The sequence below is a fragment of the Bartonella sp. PS17NMGDW genome (assembly GCF_042193555.1).
GTDB lineage: Bacteria > Pseudomonadota > Alphaproteobacteria > Rhizobiales > Rhizobiaceae > Bartonella > Bartonella grahamii.
Genome location: NZ_JBHILY010000002.1, coordinates 105,887 through 124,466, shown reverse-complemented (window position 1 = coordinate 124,466; position 18,580 = coordinate 105,887). Strand labels below are relative to the sequence as shown.

Here is an 18,580-nt window from a genome sequence, read left to right as displayed (position 1 = left end):
AAATTAATGTGCTTCATCCCAATTTTGAGCCGTCATGACTTTTACTTCAAGCGGTACAGATAAAGATAAAATCGGCATTGTAGCATTTTCCATAACATTTTTAACAACAGCCATGGTTCTTTTACTTTCTTCTTCTGTTACTTCAAAAATCAGTTCATCATGCACTTGCAGTAACATTTTTGCTGATAGTTTTTCTTCTTTTAAAGCATCTTCCATATGTATCATAGCGCGGCGAATAATATCGGCTGCAGAACCTTGAATTGGAGCATTGATAGCTGCTCGCTCATTAAGAGAACGAATTTTTACATTCTTTGCTTTTATTTCTGGATAATGGATACGACGTCCAAAAATTGTTTCTACATAACCATTTTCACGTGCAAAGATTTTGGTCTTCTCCATATAATCTTTAATTCCTGGAAATCTTTCAAAATACAGTTGAATATAACGACCCGCTTCTTGGCGTGAAATTCCCAATTGATTGGCTAATCCAAAAGCTGAAATACCATAAATAATACCAAAATTAATCGCTTTTGCACGCCGTCGTATATCTGAATGCATTCCTTCTATCGCAACGCCAAACATTTGTGATGCCGTTATAGTGTGAATATCATGCCCTTTAGCAAAAGCTTCTTTTAATGCTTTTATATCCGCAATATGTGCAAGAATGCGCAATTCAATCTGACTATAATCAGCAGAAAGTAACACATGTCCTTTGGGAGCAATAAAAGCTGTTCGAATTTTACGCCCTTCAGCAGTCCGCACTGGAATATTTTGCAAATTTGGCTCTGATGATGATAACCGCCCTGTTGATGTTATTGCCAAAGAATAATTCGTGTGAACTCGCCCTGTTTTTGAAAAAATATAAGAAGGCAAGGCATCTGTATAGGTAGATTTTAGCTTTGCAAGTTGACGCCACTCAATAATTTTACGCGGCAAAACATGACCTTCAGCAGCCAACTCTTCTAAGGTCTGTGCAGAAGTTGACCATTGTCCACCCTTAGTTTTAGCGCCTCCAGGTAATCCCATTTTGCCAAAAAGGATATCCCCTAATTGCTTTGGCGAAGAAAGATTAAACTTTTCATCAGCTTGTTTGTAAATTTCCTCTTCTAAAATCAAAGCAGCTTGTGCCAATTCTCCTGAAAGACGCAATAAAATCTGCCGATCAATAAGAATCCCACGTTCTTCCATTTTTGCAAGAACTTCTACAAGGGGTCGATCAAGACGCTCATAAATTTTTGTCATTCCACGAGCAACAAGTTGCGGTTTTAATACTTGCCAAAGGCGTAGCGTTATATCAGCATGTTCCGCCGCATAAAGGGTTGCTTGTTTTAAATCTACTTGTGCAAAAGAAGTAATTTTTTTTCCGTTATGCGTTAAATCTTTATAGGAAATTGGTTTATGCTCAAGCCAACGTTCAGATAAATCATCCATATTATGGGTTAATGTTCCAGCATCAAAAGCATATGATAAAAGCATGGTATCATCAAAAGAGCTTATCATAATGTCGTATTGCTTCATCACCAACCAATCATATTTTATATTCTGGCCAATTTTTAACACCGATGAATCTTCTAATATCGGTTTTAAAAGTGCTAAAGCTTTTCGGGTCTCAATCTGCGAGGCAATGCGCCCGCCCCTCAAAAGGTCCTCTTCTCCTTCATCAAAATGTTCAAGAGGTATATAAGCTGCTTTTTCTGGCTGTAATGCGAGTGAAAAACCAACAAGCTTTGCTTGCATCGGATCAAGAGATGTTGTTTCAGTATTAAAAGCGAAAAAACCCTGCTCTTGTGTTTGTGATAACCAATCTTTTAAAATTTCCTCATCAAGAATTGTTGTATAAGCATCTCTTGTAATTTTTTGAGTCAGCGCTTGATCTTTACGTTTTTGTGCAAAAACTTGTGGAGAATTTTCAGAAAAATTATGAAGAGATGCGCGCTCAGTATTATTGATATCAGAATCATGCCTGTGGCTCAGTTTTTCCCATTCAACATCTATATCAAGGGCATCAATAACAGCTGCATCGCATGACGTTGCCTCTGCCACGCGACGCGTTAATGTTGAAAATTCCATCGCTTTCAAAAAAGCAATTAAACGTGGACCATCTTGTGGCTCCAAAACAAAATCATCTAAATCATTATCTATAGGAACATCTGTTTTAAGCCTAACAAGTTCACGAGAAATTTTAACTTGTTCTCTATAAGCTTGAATGTTTTCGCGTCGTTTTGTTTGTTTAATTTCTGTTACGTTTTGCAATAAAAGATCAAGAGAATCAAACTGATCTAACAACTGAGCTGCAGTTTTGGGACCAATACCTGGAATACCTGGTACATTATCTGTTGAATCTCCAATTAATGCTTGTAAATCAATCATTTTTTCAGGCGCAACACCCCATTTTTCTACAACTTCTGAGATACCTATATGTTTGTCTTTCATTCCATCATACAAAGATACATGCGTATTTACGAGTTGCATAAGATCCTTATCAGAAGAAATAATGGTTGTTTTTGCCCCAACCTTTGTTGCCAATTTTGCATAGGTAGCAATCAAATCATCCGCTTCAAAGCCTTCCTTTTCAATACAAGGCAAATTAAAAGCCTTCGTTGCTTGGCGTATTAGCGCAAATTGAGGAATTAGATCTTCAGGAGGTTCAGCGCGATTCGCTTTATATTCAGGATAAATTTGTTTCCGAAAAGTATCAGATGAATAATCAAAAATAACAGCAAAATGTGTTGGAACAATACCAGTAGCTGTATTACGAGCATCACAAAGTAATTTCCATAACATATTGCAAAAACCAGCTACTGCTCCTACAGGAAGTCCATCCTTTTTACGTTTTAAAGGCGGCAAAGCATAATAAGCACGAAAAACATAGCCTGATCCGTCAACCAAAAAAAGATGATCTGTTGCTTTCATGACAATTCTATTTCTCCATTTCAGCTAAAAAACAAATTACCTGTATATATTTTTTTTCACTTTTATTTTTATTTTTTCATTTTGCCTCTAAAAAGCCATTTTTTCTTTTCATAACACATGAAGTCGTTGCACTTTATATTAAGTACCTAGAGCTTTTCTTTGCTGTTACAGGATTAATAGCTTTCATTTTGCTCCTCCTATGATAGCTGAGGTACGATGTAGCGACAGGGTCGTTGTGGTGTTCCCCTCCCCACAACGACCATTTTTTTGACATCCATATTCTTTAATTTAAATAGTGATTTTTTTAGAGAAAAAATGATGTTATTCATGAATTTTAAAGTTATTCCACAGAGCTTTTTCACCTATCTTGTTGATAAAATCAGCGTGCAACCTTTTTTCTTGCGGACTCAATCTTGAAGGTAAAGCCTGTGGGCGAATTTTAACTGCATAAGATGTATCTTTATCATTCTGGATATGTTCAAGTCCCCTTCTGTTATCAAAACCCAATACACCTTGCTTTCCACCGATCAGTTCAATATAAACATCGGCTAAAATCTCTGCATCAAGCAAAGCACCATGAAGAACACGATGACTGTTATCAATTCCAAAACGTTTGCATAAAATATCAAGAGAATTAGGACCCATAGGGAATTTACGCCGTGCCATAGCCAATGTATCAAGAATATTATCAACACTGATAAGCGGTTTGTTGACGCGTTTTAATTCTGCGTTAATAAAACCAATATCAAAACTCGCATTATGCGCAATCATTGTCGCACCTTTGATAAATTCCAGAAATTCATCAACAATATCACTAAAACTTTTCTCGTTTTTTAGGCGTTCATTGGTTAATCCGTGAATTGCTACAACTTCATCAGGAATAATAACGCCTTCAGGGTTTAAATAAACATGAAATTGTCGCCCCGTAAGATAACGATCAACCATTTCTACACAACCAATTTCGATTATGCGATCTTTTTCTTTATCTAAACCTGTTGTTTCTGTATCAAAAATAATTTCCCGCATGACTTCAATTCTTTAGTTTTTTTATCACATCAAAAACCTGTTGACGTGTATTCTCTAAATCTTTCCCTGTATAAATAATAAAATCAGCACGTTCTCGTTTTTTTTCATCCGGCATTTGTCGAGCATTGATAAAGGCAAATTTTTTCTCATTCATACCTTGGCGAATCATTACACGTTCTTTTTGTATTTCTGGTGGAGCAGAAACAACAATAACGCTATCCACACGACTTTCACCATTTTTTTCAAACAGAAGTGGAATATCAAGAATAACTAATTTTTTCCCTTGTTTACGCGCTATATCAATAAATTCCCTTTCTTTTTCTTGCACCAAAGGATGAATTATTTTTTCTAATGTTTGTAATTTTTCCTTATCATCAATCAAAATTTCAGAAAGTTTCAAACGGTTAACTTCACCTTTTTCAACAACACCAGGAAAAATACTCTCTATGAATGACAAAACTGGCTCACTTTTATAAAGCCGTTGTACTGCTTCATCAGCACTAAAAACAGATATACCCGCTTGCTTGAAAAAATCAGCAACTGTTGATTTTCCCATAGCAATTGATCCCGTTAATCCTATGATCTTCATTCTTTCTTTTCACTCATATCCTCTAAAATAGCTGTCCGTAATGTTTTTGTTACCTGTGGTCTTATTCCAAACCACTGTTCAAACCCTATAACAGCCTGATGTAGAAGCATCCCAAGTCCATCAACCGTCTTGAGATCACAAGCTTTTGCCTGTTGTAAAAAAGGAGTTATTAATGGTGTATAAATAATATCTGTTACTAACGCCGTTTTTTTTGCTTTATGAAAATCGCAAAAAAAAGAATCACTTTTTTCTTCTGGATTTTTTATGCCAATAGAGGTTGTATTAACAATCAAATCAGCTTGATGAAGTATTTCATGGATTTTATGCCAATCGTAAACTTTAATGTATTTTCCAAAATGCTGAGCTAAATTATCAGCGCGTTGTTTTGTACGGTTAATCAAATAAATCTGTTCAAATCCGCGTTTTTCTAAGGCATATATGATAGCGCGTGCGGCACCACCTGCTCCAAAAACAAGAGCTGTTTCTCCTCCCCAATCAGATGCAAAATCATCAAGATTAGCGCTAAAACCATAGGCATCGCTATTCGTGGCACAAAGCTTATCTCCTTCATACCAAAGTGTATTAACAGCACCAATCATTGTTGCTCTCTCATCTTTATAATCTGCTAAACGAAAAGCTTCCTGTTTATAAGGCAAAGTAACATTTCCTCCACAAAAACCTATTTTTTGTAAAGATGCAATAAAATGACTGAATTTTTCAGATGTTACTTCTTGTGCAAGATATTCTCCTTGTAAACCATATTGTTTAAGCCAAAAATTGTGAATTTTAGGCGATTTTGAATGATGAATTGGAGAACCAACAACAAAAGCACGCGGATAATTTATTTTTTTTATTGTTAAGTCAACCATCAATAATTCCTAAATGACGCAGTTTTATGAGTAGAGGCAGCAAAGGTAAACCAACAATGGTAAAAAAATCTCCTTCAATTTTTTCAAAGAGATGAATCCCTTCCCCTTCAATTTGATATACTCCCACGCTGTTTAGAACATCTTTTCCTACGCGTGCTAAATAATGTTCAATAAATTCTGACGAGAGCAAACGGACGGACATATGTGCACTAAAAGCTTCAACCCAAATTTTTTGACCATTTTTAAATAAAGCTACCGCACTATGAAGAGAATGGGTTTTTCCTGATAACTCACATAAACGTTGATGTGCTTCCTTAATATTTGTTGCTTTGTGAAAAACTTTACCTTCCAAATCAAGCACTTGATCACAACCAATAACGAAAGCATCAGGAAAACGATCTGAAACATTTTTTGCTTTTGCACTCGCAAGAAAACAGCTGAGTTCTTTAGATGTTTTTTCTTTTGCTTTTTTTTCTACTTCTCTTTCATCAAAAGAAGCTCCTTCAATGAAAAAATTTAAACCTGCTTTTTTTAATAATTTTGCACGATAAAAACTAAGAGATGCTAATATTAACGTATCTGCGTTCATGAGAATTTTCTCTCATTTTCCTTCACGAAATCGTGATAAAAGTTCAAATATTGCAGCAGCAGTTTCTTCAATAGAGCGTCTTGTGACATCAATAATAGGCCAACCAAAACGTTCGCAAATGCGTTTTGCATAGATTAATTCTTCAGCTATGTTGATACGATTTGTATAACTATCAAGAGCAAAACCTTCTCCCAAATCTCGATTTTGACGAATATGTGAGATTCTTTCAGCTGAAGCAATTAAACCAATAATTAAAGAATTTTTTGCCTCTAAAAGGGATTCTGGCAAATCAATATTAGGAATAAGAGGAACATTAGCCGTTTTTATTCCGCGATTTGCTAAATAGATACTTGTTGGCGTTTTAGAGGTTCTTGAAATTCCAACAAGGATCACATCTGCTTCGGATAAGCTACTGGAAGACTGTCCATCATCATGCTCTATTGTAAAATCCAGTGCTTCAATACGGCGAAAATAATCTGCATTAAGATCATGTTGTGCGCTCGCACGTAAATGTGTTGGCATTCCAAGGTAAGACTGAAAAGCATTTAAAACAGGATGCAATATATCAATACATGGAACTTTTATTTTTTTACACTTTTTTTGAAGGAGAAGTTTAAATTCTTCATCAATCATTGTGTAAAGAACAATACCTGGCTCTTGTTGTATTTCATCAAGAGCTTTTTGTAACTGTATTTCATTACGAATCATAGGATAGATATGCTCTGTTACCTGACTCATTGTATACTGCGATGCTACAGCTCTTCCAACAGAGATTAATGTTTCTCCCGTTGCATCAGAAAGCATGTGTAAATGAAAGATTTTTTTTTCTTTTGTCACAGAAATTTTAACTCCTTGTTAAGATATGTGTATATATCCTTACCGTTTTTTATAAAACTAAAATTTAGGAAAAATTCTTCGTTTTTATACACAAATTAAATGCTTGTGATAATTTTATACCTCTTATAAAAAAGAGGGGATAATATCTTTAAGATAGTGTTATTTTTATTCTTTTTTTTAGTCTCTTTTGTGGATAAAATTGAGGATAAATAATAATCCACACTAAACACAGTTATAAATAAGAAGAATCCCTTCTTTAATATAAATTTATTAATATAAATTTCTGTAAAAAATACTTTTGAATAGCATTTAATTAATGCTATAATTCTAACTCATATTTTTGTTATAAAATAAATTAAACACTATTTGTATTTTTATATTTTTTCAATTTTTTCATACAATTACTTAATATTACAGGGATAAATTTCATATAAATGGTACTTGCAGATTAAAAAAATTGAGTGTAAAATATTTTTTTTCTTAAGAATATTTCATTCATAAATTTCCATAAATTATTTAAGATAATCTTCTCCTTAATTACAAAGAGCATATTTCATGCAAAAAATGAAACTACAAGAACTTAAAAGCAAAAATCCCGTTGAACTTGTTTCTTTTGCTGAAACATTAGAAGTTGAGAATGCCTCTCTTATGCGCAAACAAGAATTAATGTTTGCTATCTTGAAAAAACTTGCTCTACAAGATGTAGAAATTATAGGAGAGGGTGTTGTTGAAGTTTTACAAGACGGATTTGGTTTTTTGAGATCTGCTGACGCTAATTATCTTCCTGGTCCCGATGATATTTATCTTTCACCAGCACAAATACAGTCATTTTCTTTAAAAACAGGCGACACCATTGAAGGTCCTATACGTAGTCCAAAAGAGGGAGAACGTTATTTTGCTCTCCTTAAAATTAATACAATTAATTTCGAAAAACCTGAAAAGATTCGTTATAAAATTCACTTTGATAATCTTACTCCTCTTTATTCAAATGAGCGTTTCCAAATGGAAATACAAGATCCTACAGAGAAAGATATGTCATCACGCGTGATTGATTTGATATCTCCATTGGGAAAAGGACAAAGAGGGTTAATTGTCGCTCCTCCTCGGACAGGAAAAACAGTTTTACTTCAAAATATTGCTCATTCTATTACCACTAATCATCCTGAATGTTATCTCATTGTTCTTTTAATTGATGAACGACCAGAAGAAGTTACAGATATGCAGCGTTCAGTAAAAGGAGAAGTGGTTTCTTCTACTTTTGATGAACCTGCAATACGTCACGTACAAGTAGCAGAAATGGTCATTGAAAAAGCCAAACGCCTCGTTGAATATGGACGCGATGTTGTTATTCTTCTTGATTCTATTACACGTCTTGGACGTGCATATAATACAGTTGTTCCTTCTTCGGGGAAAGTTTTAACAGGTGGTGTGGATGCAAATGCTCTCCAGCGTCCAAAACGTTTTTTTGGTGCAGCACGTAATATTGAAGAAGGTGGATCTTTAACCATTATTGCAACGGCTTTGATTGATACAGGAAGTCGTATGGATGAGGTTATTTTTGAAGAATTTAAAGGAACAGGTAATTCTGAAATTGTTCTTGATAGAAAAGTTGCTGATAAGCGTATTTTCCCTGCTATGGATATTTTAAAGTCAGGAACGCGTAAGGAAGAACTTTTGGTAGAACGACAAGATTTACACAAAATTTTTGTTCTTCGTCGTATTTTAGCATCTATGAATGTAACAGATGCAATTGAATTTTTGATTGATAAATTAAAGCAAACAAAAAACAATAGTGAATTTTTTGATTCAATGAATACGTAGAGTCATTAAAGTTTTTATTAGGATAAAACCTGTGGATACAATCTTTGCTGTTTCGAGTGGATTGTTACCTTCAGGGGTTGCAGTCATTAGGCTTTCTGGTCCTCATGTTGTGGATATAGTTAAAACGCTTTGTGGTCGTTTACCTAAAGCACGTTTTATGCATTATGGAAATCTTACTGCTCGTGATGGGAGCTTTTTAGATTCTGGTTTAACTGTTTTTTTTCCTGCTCCTCATAGTTTTACGGGGGAAGATTGTGCAGAATTCCATTTACATGGAGGAAAAGCCGTTGTTAGTCGTTTTCTCGATGAATTGTCGACATTTTCTGGATGCCGTATTGCAGAAGCAGGTGAATTTTCACGTCGTGCTTTTATGGAAGGAAAATTAGATCTTGTTCAAGCAGAAGGTCTTGCTGATTTAATAGAAGCAGAAACGGAAAGCCAACGGCGTTTAGCTGTTATGGGTACAAGTGGACATTTAACGACGCTTTATCGTGATTGGCGTCATAAGCTTATGAAGGCGCGTGCTTTTATTGAGGCAGAACTTGATTTTGTTGATGAAGCAGATATTCCCAACGCAATATCTGATAAAGTTTGGAAAGATGTTGAGGATCTTTGTACTTCTATTCGTGAATATATTATTGAAGGAGAGCGTGCGAGTATTTTACGTGATGGATTAAAAATTGTTATTGCTGGTGCTCCAAATTCTGGAAAATCAAGCATTATGAATCGTCTTTCAGGAAGATCTGTTGCTATTGTAACGGAAGAAGCAGGAACAACCCGTGATGCTTTAGAAATGAGAATTATTCTTGGTGGTTTACCTATTTTTTTAACGGATACTGCTGGTTTTAGAAAAACAGAAAATAAAATAGAACAAATGGGAATAGAAGTTGCTAAACAGCATGTTAGGGAAGCTGATTTAGTTATTTTGGTTTATGATATAGGAAATCCTGAACAAGTTGATTTACCAGAAACATCGGCTGAAATATGGTGTGTTGGCAATAAGCTTGATCTTTATGAAAAAAATGATCAGCATTGGTCTATACAATTTTCCGCATTAACTGGTTTAAATTTTGATTATTTTATCAAAGAACTTGAATCATTTTGTCATCATCGTGCTTCTGAAATTGGAAATATTGTTCCGGCGCGTAAAAGACAACTTCAATTATTAAAGGAGGCTGTTAAAGAGATTGAATATTCTCTTAATTATCATTCTCTTGATCTCAGTTTACGTGCAGAACATCTCCGTTGTGCAAGTGATTTTATTGGAAAAATTACAGGAGATATTGATGTTGAAGATTTGCTTGATATTATTTTTTCAGAGTTTTGTGTTGGTAAATAATGATTCACGTGAAACATTGATTATTTCATAGACAGATTATAAAGATTATGTAATTTATATACTGTTTCACGTGAAACCTTAGAATATTTTCTACGGAATGAATTAAATGCAATCATATGATGTTGTTATTGTTGGTGGTGGTCATGCTGGCTGTGAAGCGGCTTCAGCTTCAGCGCGTGTAGGAGCCAAAACAGCGCTTGTTACACATAAAATATCAGCACTGGGAACAATGTCGTGTAATCCTGCTATTGGTGGTCTTGGAAAAGGGCATCTAGTTCGTGAAATAGATGCATTAGATGGTCTCATGGGAAGAGCAGCAGATGCTGCTGGAATTCAGTTTAGACTACTTAATAGACGTAAAGGACCGGCAGTAAGAGGACCACGGACGCAAGCGGATCGACAACTTTATAAAAAAGCAATTCAAAAATTATTAAAAGAACAAGAAAATCTTACTCTTATTGAGGATGAAGTTATTGATCTGGTCGTTAAAGATAATTGTGTATCAGGTGTTATTTTAAAAAAACAAGGAACAATTTTATCTGGTGCTGTTGTTTTAACAACAGGGACATTTTTAAATGGCTTTATTCATATTGGTGATAAAACATGGGCTGCTGGACGTATGGGAGATCAGTCAAGTGTGCAACTTGCTAAACGTTTAAAAAATTATCATATAAAATTTGGTCGATTAAAAACAGGAACCCCTGCTCGTTTGAGTAAAAAAACAATTGCTTGGGATCATCTTCCAAAACAACAAGCAGATGAAAATCCCATTCCCTTTTCTCTTTTAACAGAGAAAATTGAACAACCACAAATTGAATGTGCAATAACACGTACAAATGAGAAAACACATCAAATTATTCGCGAGAATATTTATCGTTCTGCTTTATATTCTGGAAATATTGAAGGGTTAGGACCACGTTATTGTCCTTCTGTTGAAGATAAAATTGTGAAATTTGGAGAACGTGATGGACATCAGATCTTTCTAGAACCAGAAGGATTAAATGATGATACTGTTTATCCAAATGGTCTTTCTACTTCTCTTCCTGAAGATGTACAAATTTCTCTATTGAAAACCATTGAAGGGTTGGAAAATGCTGTAGTTTTGCAACCTGGTTATGCTATTGAATATGATTTTGTTAATCCACAACAATTAACGAGAAGCTTAGAATTACGTTCTTTACCGGGTTTGTTTTTAGCAGGCCAAATTAATGGTACAACAGGATATGAGGAAGCAGCAGCACAAGGACTTTTAGCTGGGTTAAATGCGGCACGTAAAGTAGGTAAATTAGATGAAATACTTATAAGTCGTTCTACCGCTTATATTGGTGTTATGGTTGATGATTTGGTTTCACGTGGTGTTTGTGAACCTTATAGGATGTTTACATCACGTGCTGAATTTCGTTTATCTTTACGATCTGATAATGCTGATACGCGTTTAACACCTTTGGCACAAAAATGGGGTATTGTGAGTGAAATACGTTGGGAATGTTATCAGAAAAAACAAGAACGCCTTGATCAAGCACGATCAATATGTCAAAATCTTTTTTTAACACCCAATGAAGCTTCTGCTCATGGATTACACGTTAATCATGATGGAATTCGGCGTTCCGCTTATGATTTTCTTGCGTATCCTCATATGACTTTAGAGCGTCTTTCAGATTTTTGGCCACAATTACAAACGGTTGATTCTAAAACAGCAGAATCTTTAGAAATTGAGGCACAATATGCGGTTTATTTAGATAAACAAGCACAAGATATTGCTTCTCTTCAGAGAGATGAGCGTTTAGAAATTCCTTCTTCTCTTGATATTCAGGCAATTTCAGGTCTTTCAAATGAACTTAAATCAAAAATTCAAGAAGTGTCGCCGCGTTCAATTGCTGATGCACAAAAAATTGATGGCATGACACCCGCCGCGTTATCGCTTATTATTACATATATTCAACGTCAACGACGTGAAAAGGCTAAAACAGCTTAATGGATTTTTCTACAGAAAAAAAATATCAACAATTATTAAATATTGTTCCTTCTGTTTCACGTGAAACGATGGAAAATTTAATTCAGTTTGAGTCTTTAATACTTCAATGGAATGCACATATTAATTTGATATCTGCTACAACGATACCAGATCTATGGACACGGCATATTCTAGATTCAGCACAAATTTTTCCTTTGTATGCTCATTCTTTACATTGGTGTGATTTAGGATCAGGAGGAGGTTTTCCTGCAATTGTGATTGCTATCTTTTTGAAAGAAAAAAAAGTAGGACATATTAATCTTGTTGAAAGTAATGGGAAAAAAGTTGCTTTTTTGCGAACAGTTATTTCTCAACTTAATCTTCCAGCAACGGTTTATCACGCTAGAATTGAAGATGTATATCAAAAAATTCCCGTATCTGATATTATAACGGCACGGGGATTAGCGCCGCTCAATAGTCTTCTACAACTTATTTTTCCTTTATTAACAGAAAAAACAATCGCTCTTTTGCAAAAAGGTCGGGATTACGCTACAGAAATAAAAAATGCCTCTGCCAATTGGCACTTTGATCTGTTAAAACATAAAAGTAAAGTTGATGAAAATTCTGTTATTTTGGAAATTTCTCATATTCGATCATATAGAGGGTAGAGCAAAATGAGCGAAACACGAATTATCGCTATTGCAAACCAAAAGGGTGGAGTCGGAAAAACAACCACAGCAATTAATCTTGCAACAGCTTTAGCGGCTATTGGTGAAAATGTCCTTATTATGGATGTTGATCCACAAGGTAATGCTAGTACAGGTTTAGGGATTGATCGTAATAACCGTCCTTTATCTTCTTATGATGTTTTAGTTTCGGGAATTTCAATTACACAAGCGGCTTTAAAAACAGCAGTACCCAATCTTTATATAGTTCCCTCTACACTTGATCTTTTAGGTGTGGAAATGGAAATTTCTTCATCACAAGATCGCATACAACGCTTACGTAAAGCTTTCTATGATGATCCGGAAATGGAAAAAAAATTCAATTATATTTTAATTGATTGTCCCCCCTCCCTTAATCTTTTAACACTTAATGCTATGGGGGCTGCGGATTCTGTTTTAGTGCCTATGCAGTGTGAATTTTTAGCACTTGAAGGTTTAAGTCAATTACTTGAAACAGTAAAACAAGTGCGATCCGTACTTAATCCATCTTTAGAAATCCAAGGTATCGTTCTAACAATGTATGATGGACGTAATAATCTTTCAAATCAAGTTGTTGAAGATGTACGTTCTTTTATGGGAGATAAGGTTTATCGTACTGTTATTCCACGAAATGTAAGAGTATCAGAAGCGCCCTCTTTTGGAAAACCTGTATTGCTTTATGATCTCAAATGTGCTGGGAGCCAAGCTTATTTGCGTCTAGCATCAGAAATGATTCAACGTGAAAAACAAGCACGTGCTGCTGCTTAAAAAAATAAACTAAAAATTTAAAGAGCAAAATTATGAATGATGATCAATCAAAAAAAAGACTGGGTCGTGGATTAGCGGCATTAATTGGGGATATCAGTTTAAACAGCGATCTTACACGTTCATCAAATACTGACAAATTTACAGAGTCCAATACAGCTTCTCCTGTTTCTGAACGATTTGTTCCACTTGAATCTATTTCGTGCAATCCACATAATCCGCGACGTCATTTTACCGATTCAGAACTTGATAATTTAGCACAATCAATTCGCCAGCACGGTGTTGTTCAACCTGTTATTGTAAGACCATCACGTGATCATCCTCATCGTTTTGAATTAATTGCTGGCGAACGGCGTTGGCGTGCTGCACAGCGAGCCAATTTAAATAAATTACCGGTTATTGTTCGCGATGTAGATGATAAAACGGCTTTGGAATTGGCAATTATTGAAAATGTTCAACGTGCTGATCTTAATCCTATCGAAGAAGCAATGGGATATGAAATTTTGCTGAATGAACATGGATATACGCAGGCAGATTTAGCGCAAGTTATTGGAAAAAGTCGCAGTCATGTTGCTAATACGCTTCGTTTGTTAAAACTTCCACCAAAAGTACAACAATTCTTAACCGATGGGCAACTCTCCGCTGGTCATGCACGCTGTCTTATCACTGTTGAGAATCCACAGGATTTAGCTGAAAAAATTATTCGCGAAGGGCTTTCTGTGCGCCAAACAGAAATACTTGCGTATGAACAGGCAAATCCAAAAGTCAAAAAACGAACTGCTGTTGAGAAAGATACAGAAACAAAATCTTTAGAAAAATTACTTGCAGACGTGATCGGAATGAAAGTGACTATTCGGCATGGCAAAAAAGGTGGTGATTTAAAAATACGCTACTCTTCACTAGAACAATTAGATGATATTTGCCGGCGTTTGCAAAACTAATTAATTATCTAAAATAGCACGAATTCTATCTACATATTTTTGACTGAAATTAAAATTATCTGAAGGTATAGTATTTTTGAAGAGAATTTTTTATCTTCAAAGGCTATTATTGCAGCTAAAGTTGTTTGAAGGGCCATGAGACCAATAACATAATCTTTAGGTGAGAAATTATATTTTCTTAAAAGATCTGTTAGTTTTGATCTAGCAGAAATAGAAGCAATTAACCCTTCAATGCTGTTATCATTTCCGGTATTGGATGCCTCTGGCTCTGGGGGTAAATCCTCAATTTATTTGTTTTAGTTATTCTATTTTTGAGAGAAAATATTCTGTTAAAGGATAATTTACAATGATATTTGGGTTGCTGCTAGGGAGAAAACAAATTGATAGTCTGTTCAAAATAGCACGAATTCTATTTACAACGACTTTTTAAAATAGCAAGTATTCTATACGTATATTTTTTACCAAACTCTAAATTGTTTGAAACTACAGTATTTTTTTCATCAAAAGAAATCCCCTCTTTTTTAAGAAGTTCAAGAGGAGCTAAAAGCATTGTTAATGTTGCTTGAAGGGCGATGGTTCCTATAGCAAAATCTTTAGGTGTTATATTATTTTTTCTTAAAATATTCATTAATTTTGGTTGATTAGAAATAGAAGCTACGAATCCTTCAATACTGTTGTCGTGTTCAATTTCAATATCAGGTTCTTTTTCGGTATCGGATACTTTTGATTCTGATGGTGAACTTTCACACTCTTCTTTATTAATTTGTTCCATTTTTAAAAGCAAATCTTCTGTTAAGGTATAATTTGCAATAATATACGGGAACTCAAATCGATAGTCTGTTTTCTTTTCCTCTGCCATTGTTAGTTGAGTATGTATCACGAAAAGAAAAAGGAGGAACAAACGTAATACGAACTTAAGCATGTTTAAAAGTTATCCTTTCTTCTTCGAATTTCAGCAAAGACTTCTCCGTTTGTTAAGTCAATTAATTTTTAAAGTTAACAGCCACAAATTTTTTCTACAACAGTATATACTCTATACATATGCTTTTTACCAAATTCCAAATTGCTTAAAAATACGGTGTTTTTTTCATCAAATTCAGCCGAGGTAAGTATCAATAACGTTCCCGTAAGCGCATTGCAACCAAGAAAAAAATCTCTAGGCGTGATGTTATTGTTTTTTAAAATATTCATTAATTTTGGCTGATCAGAAATGTAAGTGGTAAATTCTTTAATAGTATTGTTACATGGGGTATTAGATGCTTTTAACTCTGGCAGTAAATTTTCATATTCTTTTCCAATTTGTTCCATTTTCAAGAGAAAATCTTCTGTTAAGGTATAATTTGCAATAATATACGGGAACTCAAATCGATAGTCTGTTTTCTTTTCCTCTGCCATTGTTAGTTGAGTATGTATCACGAAAAGAAAAAGGAGGAACAAACGTAATACGAACTTAAGCATGTTTAAAAGTTATCCTTTCTTCTTCGAATTTCAGCAAAGACTTCTTCATCTGTTTCTTCTTCCATTGCGAGGTTTCTTCGCAACACACTATCATCCCATCGGAGAAAGGGATTGGTGGCTTTTTCTTGCCCTAAGGTTACTGGTAAAGTCATAGCGTTTTTTGCACGTAGCAAAGAAACTTCTTCCACTCTTTGACGAAGTTTTTGATTATGTGGATCAAGTGTTAATGCGAAAAGAGCATTGGTTTTGGTATATTCATGACCACAATAAAGAAGTGTCTTATCGGGAAGTTGACGAAGCTTTTTTAAAGAGTTCAGCATTTGAGCAGGTGTTCCTTCGAAAAGGCGTCCACAACCAAGTGAGAAAAGTGTATCTCCAGCAAAGAGCAAACCTTTTTCAGGAAAATAATAAGATAATGCGCCCAAAGTGTGACCAGGTGTTGAAAGAGCTAAAAGTGGGTGAGAACCAAAGAGAAGTTTTTCATCAGGTTGAAGTGTTTGATCAAGATGATGAATCTTTTCTTTTTCTGCTTCTGGTCCGATAATCATAGCGTTGTATACTTGTTTTAATTCTTCCAATGCTTCTACATGGTCGTGATGATGATGAGTTACAAAAATAGTCTGAAGTGTCCAGTTACGGCGTTTTAAGGTGTTATGAATAGCTTCACTTTCAGGTGCATCAATTGCAGCTGTGTAGCCACTTTTTTCATCATGAATGAGTACACCAAAGTTATCTTTTCGACAAATAAACTGTTCAATCAACATGTTTTTCTCCTGAACAGTGTTTGGTAATGAATCTATAAAATAATATATAGTGGTGGATTTTTTTAAGAATCAGATTTGTCCTCTTCTGTGAAAAGCCCTTTTGAATGTTTCAGAATGATAGGCATTTGGGTAAGCATAAAGAGGATTGTTAGGGGCATAACGCCAAATACTTTAAAACTTGTCCAAAAATTATCGCTAAAATTGCGCCAAATGATTTCATTCAAAAGGGCAAGAAAAACGAAAAAGAATGCCCAACGATAGGTAAGTTTTTGCCAGCCTAAATCATCAAGTTTTAATGTAGAATCAAGAGCATAACGTAAAAGTGGTTTTTTAAAAAACATACCACTAAAGAGGATGAGCGCAAATAAGCTATTAATAATTGTTGGTTTCATTTTGATGAAAGTATCATTATGAAGCCAAAGAGTTAAAAATCCAAAGAATAGAACAAAGATTCCTGAAATAAGGGGCATAATAGGAATTTGTCGTGCAAGGATCCATGATAAGCTTAGAGAAATAATAATGGCTATCATAAAAATAGCTGTTGCAGGGAAAATAGGTTTACTAAAATTTTGAAAAAATCCAATGTTTTTTATCAACCATTCGCCCTTATAATTAGCCAGAAAAAAGGCGACTAACGGCCCCATTTCCAAGAAAAATTTTATGGTTGGTGAGAGAGGGGGTTTCTTATTGTTATTCATATTTTTTTCAGAATTATTCTGTGAATTAGAGTTAGATAAAGGCTGTTTCATGTATGTTTTCCTGCGATAGTTTCGGCAAAGTCAGAAGCAGAAAAAGGTTGAAGGTCTTCAATATTTTCTCCTATACCGATAAAATAAACGGGTAATTTATATTTTGCTGCTATAGCGACAAGAATTCCTCCTCGTGCGGTCCCATCCAGCTTTGTCATGACTAAACCATTAACACCAGCAATTTCACGGAAAATTTCCACTTGGTTGAGTGCATTTTGTCCGGTAGTTGCATCAAGCGTTTGAAGGATTGTATGGGGTGCTTGGGGTGTGTGTTTCTTTAAAACACGAATAATTTTTGCTAACTCATCCATCAATTCAGATTTATTTTGTAAACGCCCTGCTGTATCAATAATTAATACATCACTGTTTGCTTTTTTTGCTTTTTCATAAGCATCAAAGGCTAAGCTGGCGGCATCTGCACCCAATTTTGTCGAAATAACAGGAGAATCAGTACGTTTACCCCAAATATGCAATTGTTCAATAGCTGCGGCTCGGAAAGTATCACCAGCTGCAAGCATAACTTTTAATCCCCCTGCTGTTAATTTTGCTGCAAGTTTTCCGATTGTTGTCGTTTTTCCAGTTCCATTTACACCTACCAGCAAAATAACATGAGGTTTATAGCTGAGATCAAGCTCTAATGGAATTGCAACAGGTTCCAGAACTTTTTTGACCTCATCAGCTACAATAGTATGAATATCGTCTGGGGAAAGATCTTTTCCGTAACGACTGGAAGCTAAAGTATTTGTGATGCGTGTCGCCGTTTCTACTCCAAGATCAGCTTGGATAAGGATATCTTCGAGCTCTTGCAATGTATCTTCATCAAGTTTTCTTTTAACAAAGAGGTCGCCAATTGATCCGCTTAGGCGTTGTGAAGAAAGGGATAGACTTTTTTTAAGGCGCTCAAACCACGCTATCCTTTTTTGTTCAACAGAAAGTTCAGATAAAATTTCTTCATTCTTTTTTTCACGGACGTTGTCTGTGACAATAATTTTACCAGAAAGAGGAATTTTATCAGAATGAGATTCTAGAAATGGAGATTTTTCATCATATTTTGTAAGTGTTGACTCTCGATTTTTTGTTTGTTCTTCTTTTTCTGTGTCTATAGAGATTTGGTTATTTTTTGTCCTTTCATTTTTGTCTTTATTTTTTTCCATTACATCGCTTTTATCAGGAATAGAAATCTGTTGTTCCATTTCCTGCTCTTGAGATTTGTTAAAAGAGAATATTTTTTTTATAAAAGATTTCGTCATAAGAATTTTCCT

17 protein-coding genes are annotated in these 18,580 nt (G+C 34.8%); 6 read left to right on the top strand and 11 right to left on the bottom strand.

All coding sequences use genetic code 11. From position 1 onward, the window contains the following. Positions 1-3 precede the first annotated feature (3 nt). From polA to ACFIJK_RS01960, 6 genes are all read right to left on the bottom strand, one after another. Positions 4-2,913: a DNA polymerase I gene (gene polA / locus ACFIJK_RS01985; RefSeq protein ID WP_375626125.1), complete on the bottom strand. Its 2,910-nt coding sequence runs from the start codon at positions 2,911-2,913 to the stop codon at positions 4-6. 321 nt (positions 2,914-3,234) lie between these two features. Beyond that, positions 3,235-3,939: a DNA polymerase III subunit epsilon gene (gene dnaQ, locus ACFIJK_RS01980; protein ID WP_375625515.1), complete on the bottom strand. Its 705-nt coding sequence runs from the start codon at positions 3,937-3,939 to the stop codon at positions 3,235-3,237. Positions 3,940-3,943: 4 nt separating this feature from the next. After that, positions 3,944-4,528, bottom strand: a complete 585-nt coding sequence (gene coaE / locus ACFIJK_RS01975; protein WP_375625516.1) for a dephospho-CoA kinase — start codon at positions 4,526-4,528, stop codon at positions 3,944-3,946. After that, the gene (locus ACFIJK_RS01970; protein ID WP_375626122.1) at positions 4,525-5,397 is read right to left on the bottom strand and encodes a shikimate dehydrogenase; all 873 of its coding nucleotides are present in this window, start codon (positions 5,395-5,397) and stop codon (positions 4,525-4,527) included. The genes coaE and ACFIJK_RS01970 overlap by 4 nt, the downstream gene beginning before the upstream one ends. Beyond that, positions 5,390-5,986, bottom strand: coding sequence for a Maf family nucleotide pyrophosphatase (locus ACFIJK_RS01965; protein WP_375625518.1), 597 nt, complete (start codon positions 5,984-5,986; stop codon positions 5,390-5,392). Before ACFIJK_RS01965 ends, ACFIJK_RS01970 begins: the two co-directional genes overlap by 8 nt. A 12-nt stretch (positions 5,987-5,998) precedes the next feature. Beyond that, the gene (locus tag ACFIJK_RS01960; protein WP_375626120.1) at positions 5,999-6,823 is read right to left on the bottom strand and encodes a pyruvate, water dikinase regulatory protein; all 825 of its coding nucleotides are present in this window, start codon (positions 6,821-6,823) and stop codon (positions 5,999-6,001) included. 555 nt (positions 6,824-7,378) lie between these two features. Between ACFIJK_RS01960 and rho the strand changes: the two genes are divergently transcribed. The 6 genes from rho (at position 7,379) to ACFIJK_RS01930 (ending at position 14,347) form a co-directional block, all read left to right on the top strand. Beyond that, positions 7,379-8,644, top strand: a complete 1,266-nt coding sequence (gene rho / locus ACFIJK_RS01955; protein WP_015857121.1) for a transcription termination factor Rho — start codon at positions 7,379-7,381, stop codon at positions 8,642-8,644. A gap of 31 nt (positions 8,645-8,675) precedes the next feature. Further along, positions 8,676-9,983 carry a tRNA uridine-5-carboxymethylaminomethyl(34) synthesis GTPase MnmE gene (gene mnmE / locus ACFIJK_RS01950; RefSeq protein WP_375626117.1) on the top strand — a complete coding sequence of 436 codons (1,308 nt, stop codon included), beginning with the start codon at positions 8,676-8,678 and terminating at the stop codon, positions 9,981-9,983. Between the two features lie 106 nt (positions 9,984-10,089). Next, positions 10,090-11,958 (top strand): tRNA uridine-5-carboxymethylaminomethyl(34) synthesis enzyme MnmG, encoded by a 1,869-nt coding sequence (gene mnmG / locus ACFIJK_RS01945; RefSeq protein WP_375626115.1) that lies wholly within the window; start codon positions 10,090-10,092, stop codon positions 11,956-11,958. After that, complete coding sequence (gene rsmG, locus ACFIJK_RS01940) at positions 11,958-12,605, top strand: 16S rRNA (guanine(527)-N(7))-methyltransferase RsmG (RefSeq protein WP_375625523.1); 648 nt, start codon at positions 11,958-11,960, stop codon at positions 12,603-12,605. The genes mnmG and rsmG overlap by 1 nt, the downstream gene beginning before the upstream one ends. 6 nt (positions 12,606-12,611) lie before the next feature. After that, positions 12,612-13,409, top strand: coding sequence for a ParA family protein (locus tag ACFIJK_RS01935; protein WP_273787549.1), 798 nt, complete (start codon positions 12,612-12,614; stop codon positions 13,407-13,409). A 32-nt stretch (positions 13,410-13,441) separates the two neighbouring features. After that, on the top strand, positions 13,442-14,347 hold the full coding sequence (locus tag ACFIJK_RS01930) for a ParB/RepB/Spo0J family partition protein (protein ID WP_026500155.1): 906 nt from the start codon (positions 13,442-13,444) through the stop codon (positions 14,345-14,347). A 409-nt stretch (positions 14,348-14,756) separates the two neighbouring features. Here the strand turns inward: ACFIJK_RS01930 and ACFIJK_RS01925 are convergent, their stop codons facing one another. The 5 genes from ACFIJK_RS01925 to ftsY form a co-directional block, all read right to left on the bottom strand. Next, entirely contained in the window at positions 14,757-15,269 is a 513-nt protein-coding gene (locus tag ACFIJK_RS01925) for a hypothetical protein (protein WP_375626112.1), read from the bottom strand. A 74-nt stretch (positions 15,270-15,343) separates the two neighbouring features. Next, positions 15,344-15,742, bottom strand: a complete 399-nt coding sequence (locus tag ACFIJK_RS01920; RefSeq protein ID WP_375626110.1) for a hypothetical protein — start codon at positions 15,740-15,742, stop codon at positions 15,344-15,346. A 65-nt stretch (positions 15,743-15,807) separates the two neighbouring features. Beyond that, entirely contained in the window at positions 15,808-16,569 is a 762-nt protein-coding gene (gene gloB, locus ACFIJK_RS01915) for a hydroxyacylglutathione hydrolase (protein ID WP_375626108.1), read from the bottom strand. A gap of 62 nt (positions 16,570-16,631) precedes the next feature. Beyond that, positions 16,632-17,318 (bottom strand): septation protein A, encoded by a 687-nt coding sequence (locus ACFIJK_RS01910; RefSeq protein ID WP_375626106.1) that lies wholly within the window; start codon positions 17,316-17,318, stop codon positions 16,632-16,634. Then, a complete protein-coding gene (gene ftsY / locus ACFIJK_RS01905; protein ID WP_375626104.1) occupies positions 17,315-18,568 on the bottom strand; it encodes a signal recognition particle-docking protein FtsY in 1,254 nt (417 codons plus the stop codon). The genes ACFIJK_RS01910 and ftsY overlap by 4 nt, the downstream gene beginning before the upstream one ends. Positions 18,569-18,580: the final 12 nt, after the last annotated feature.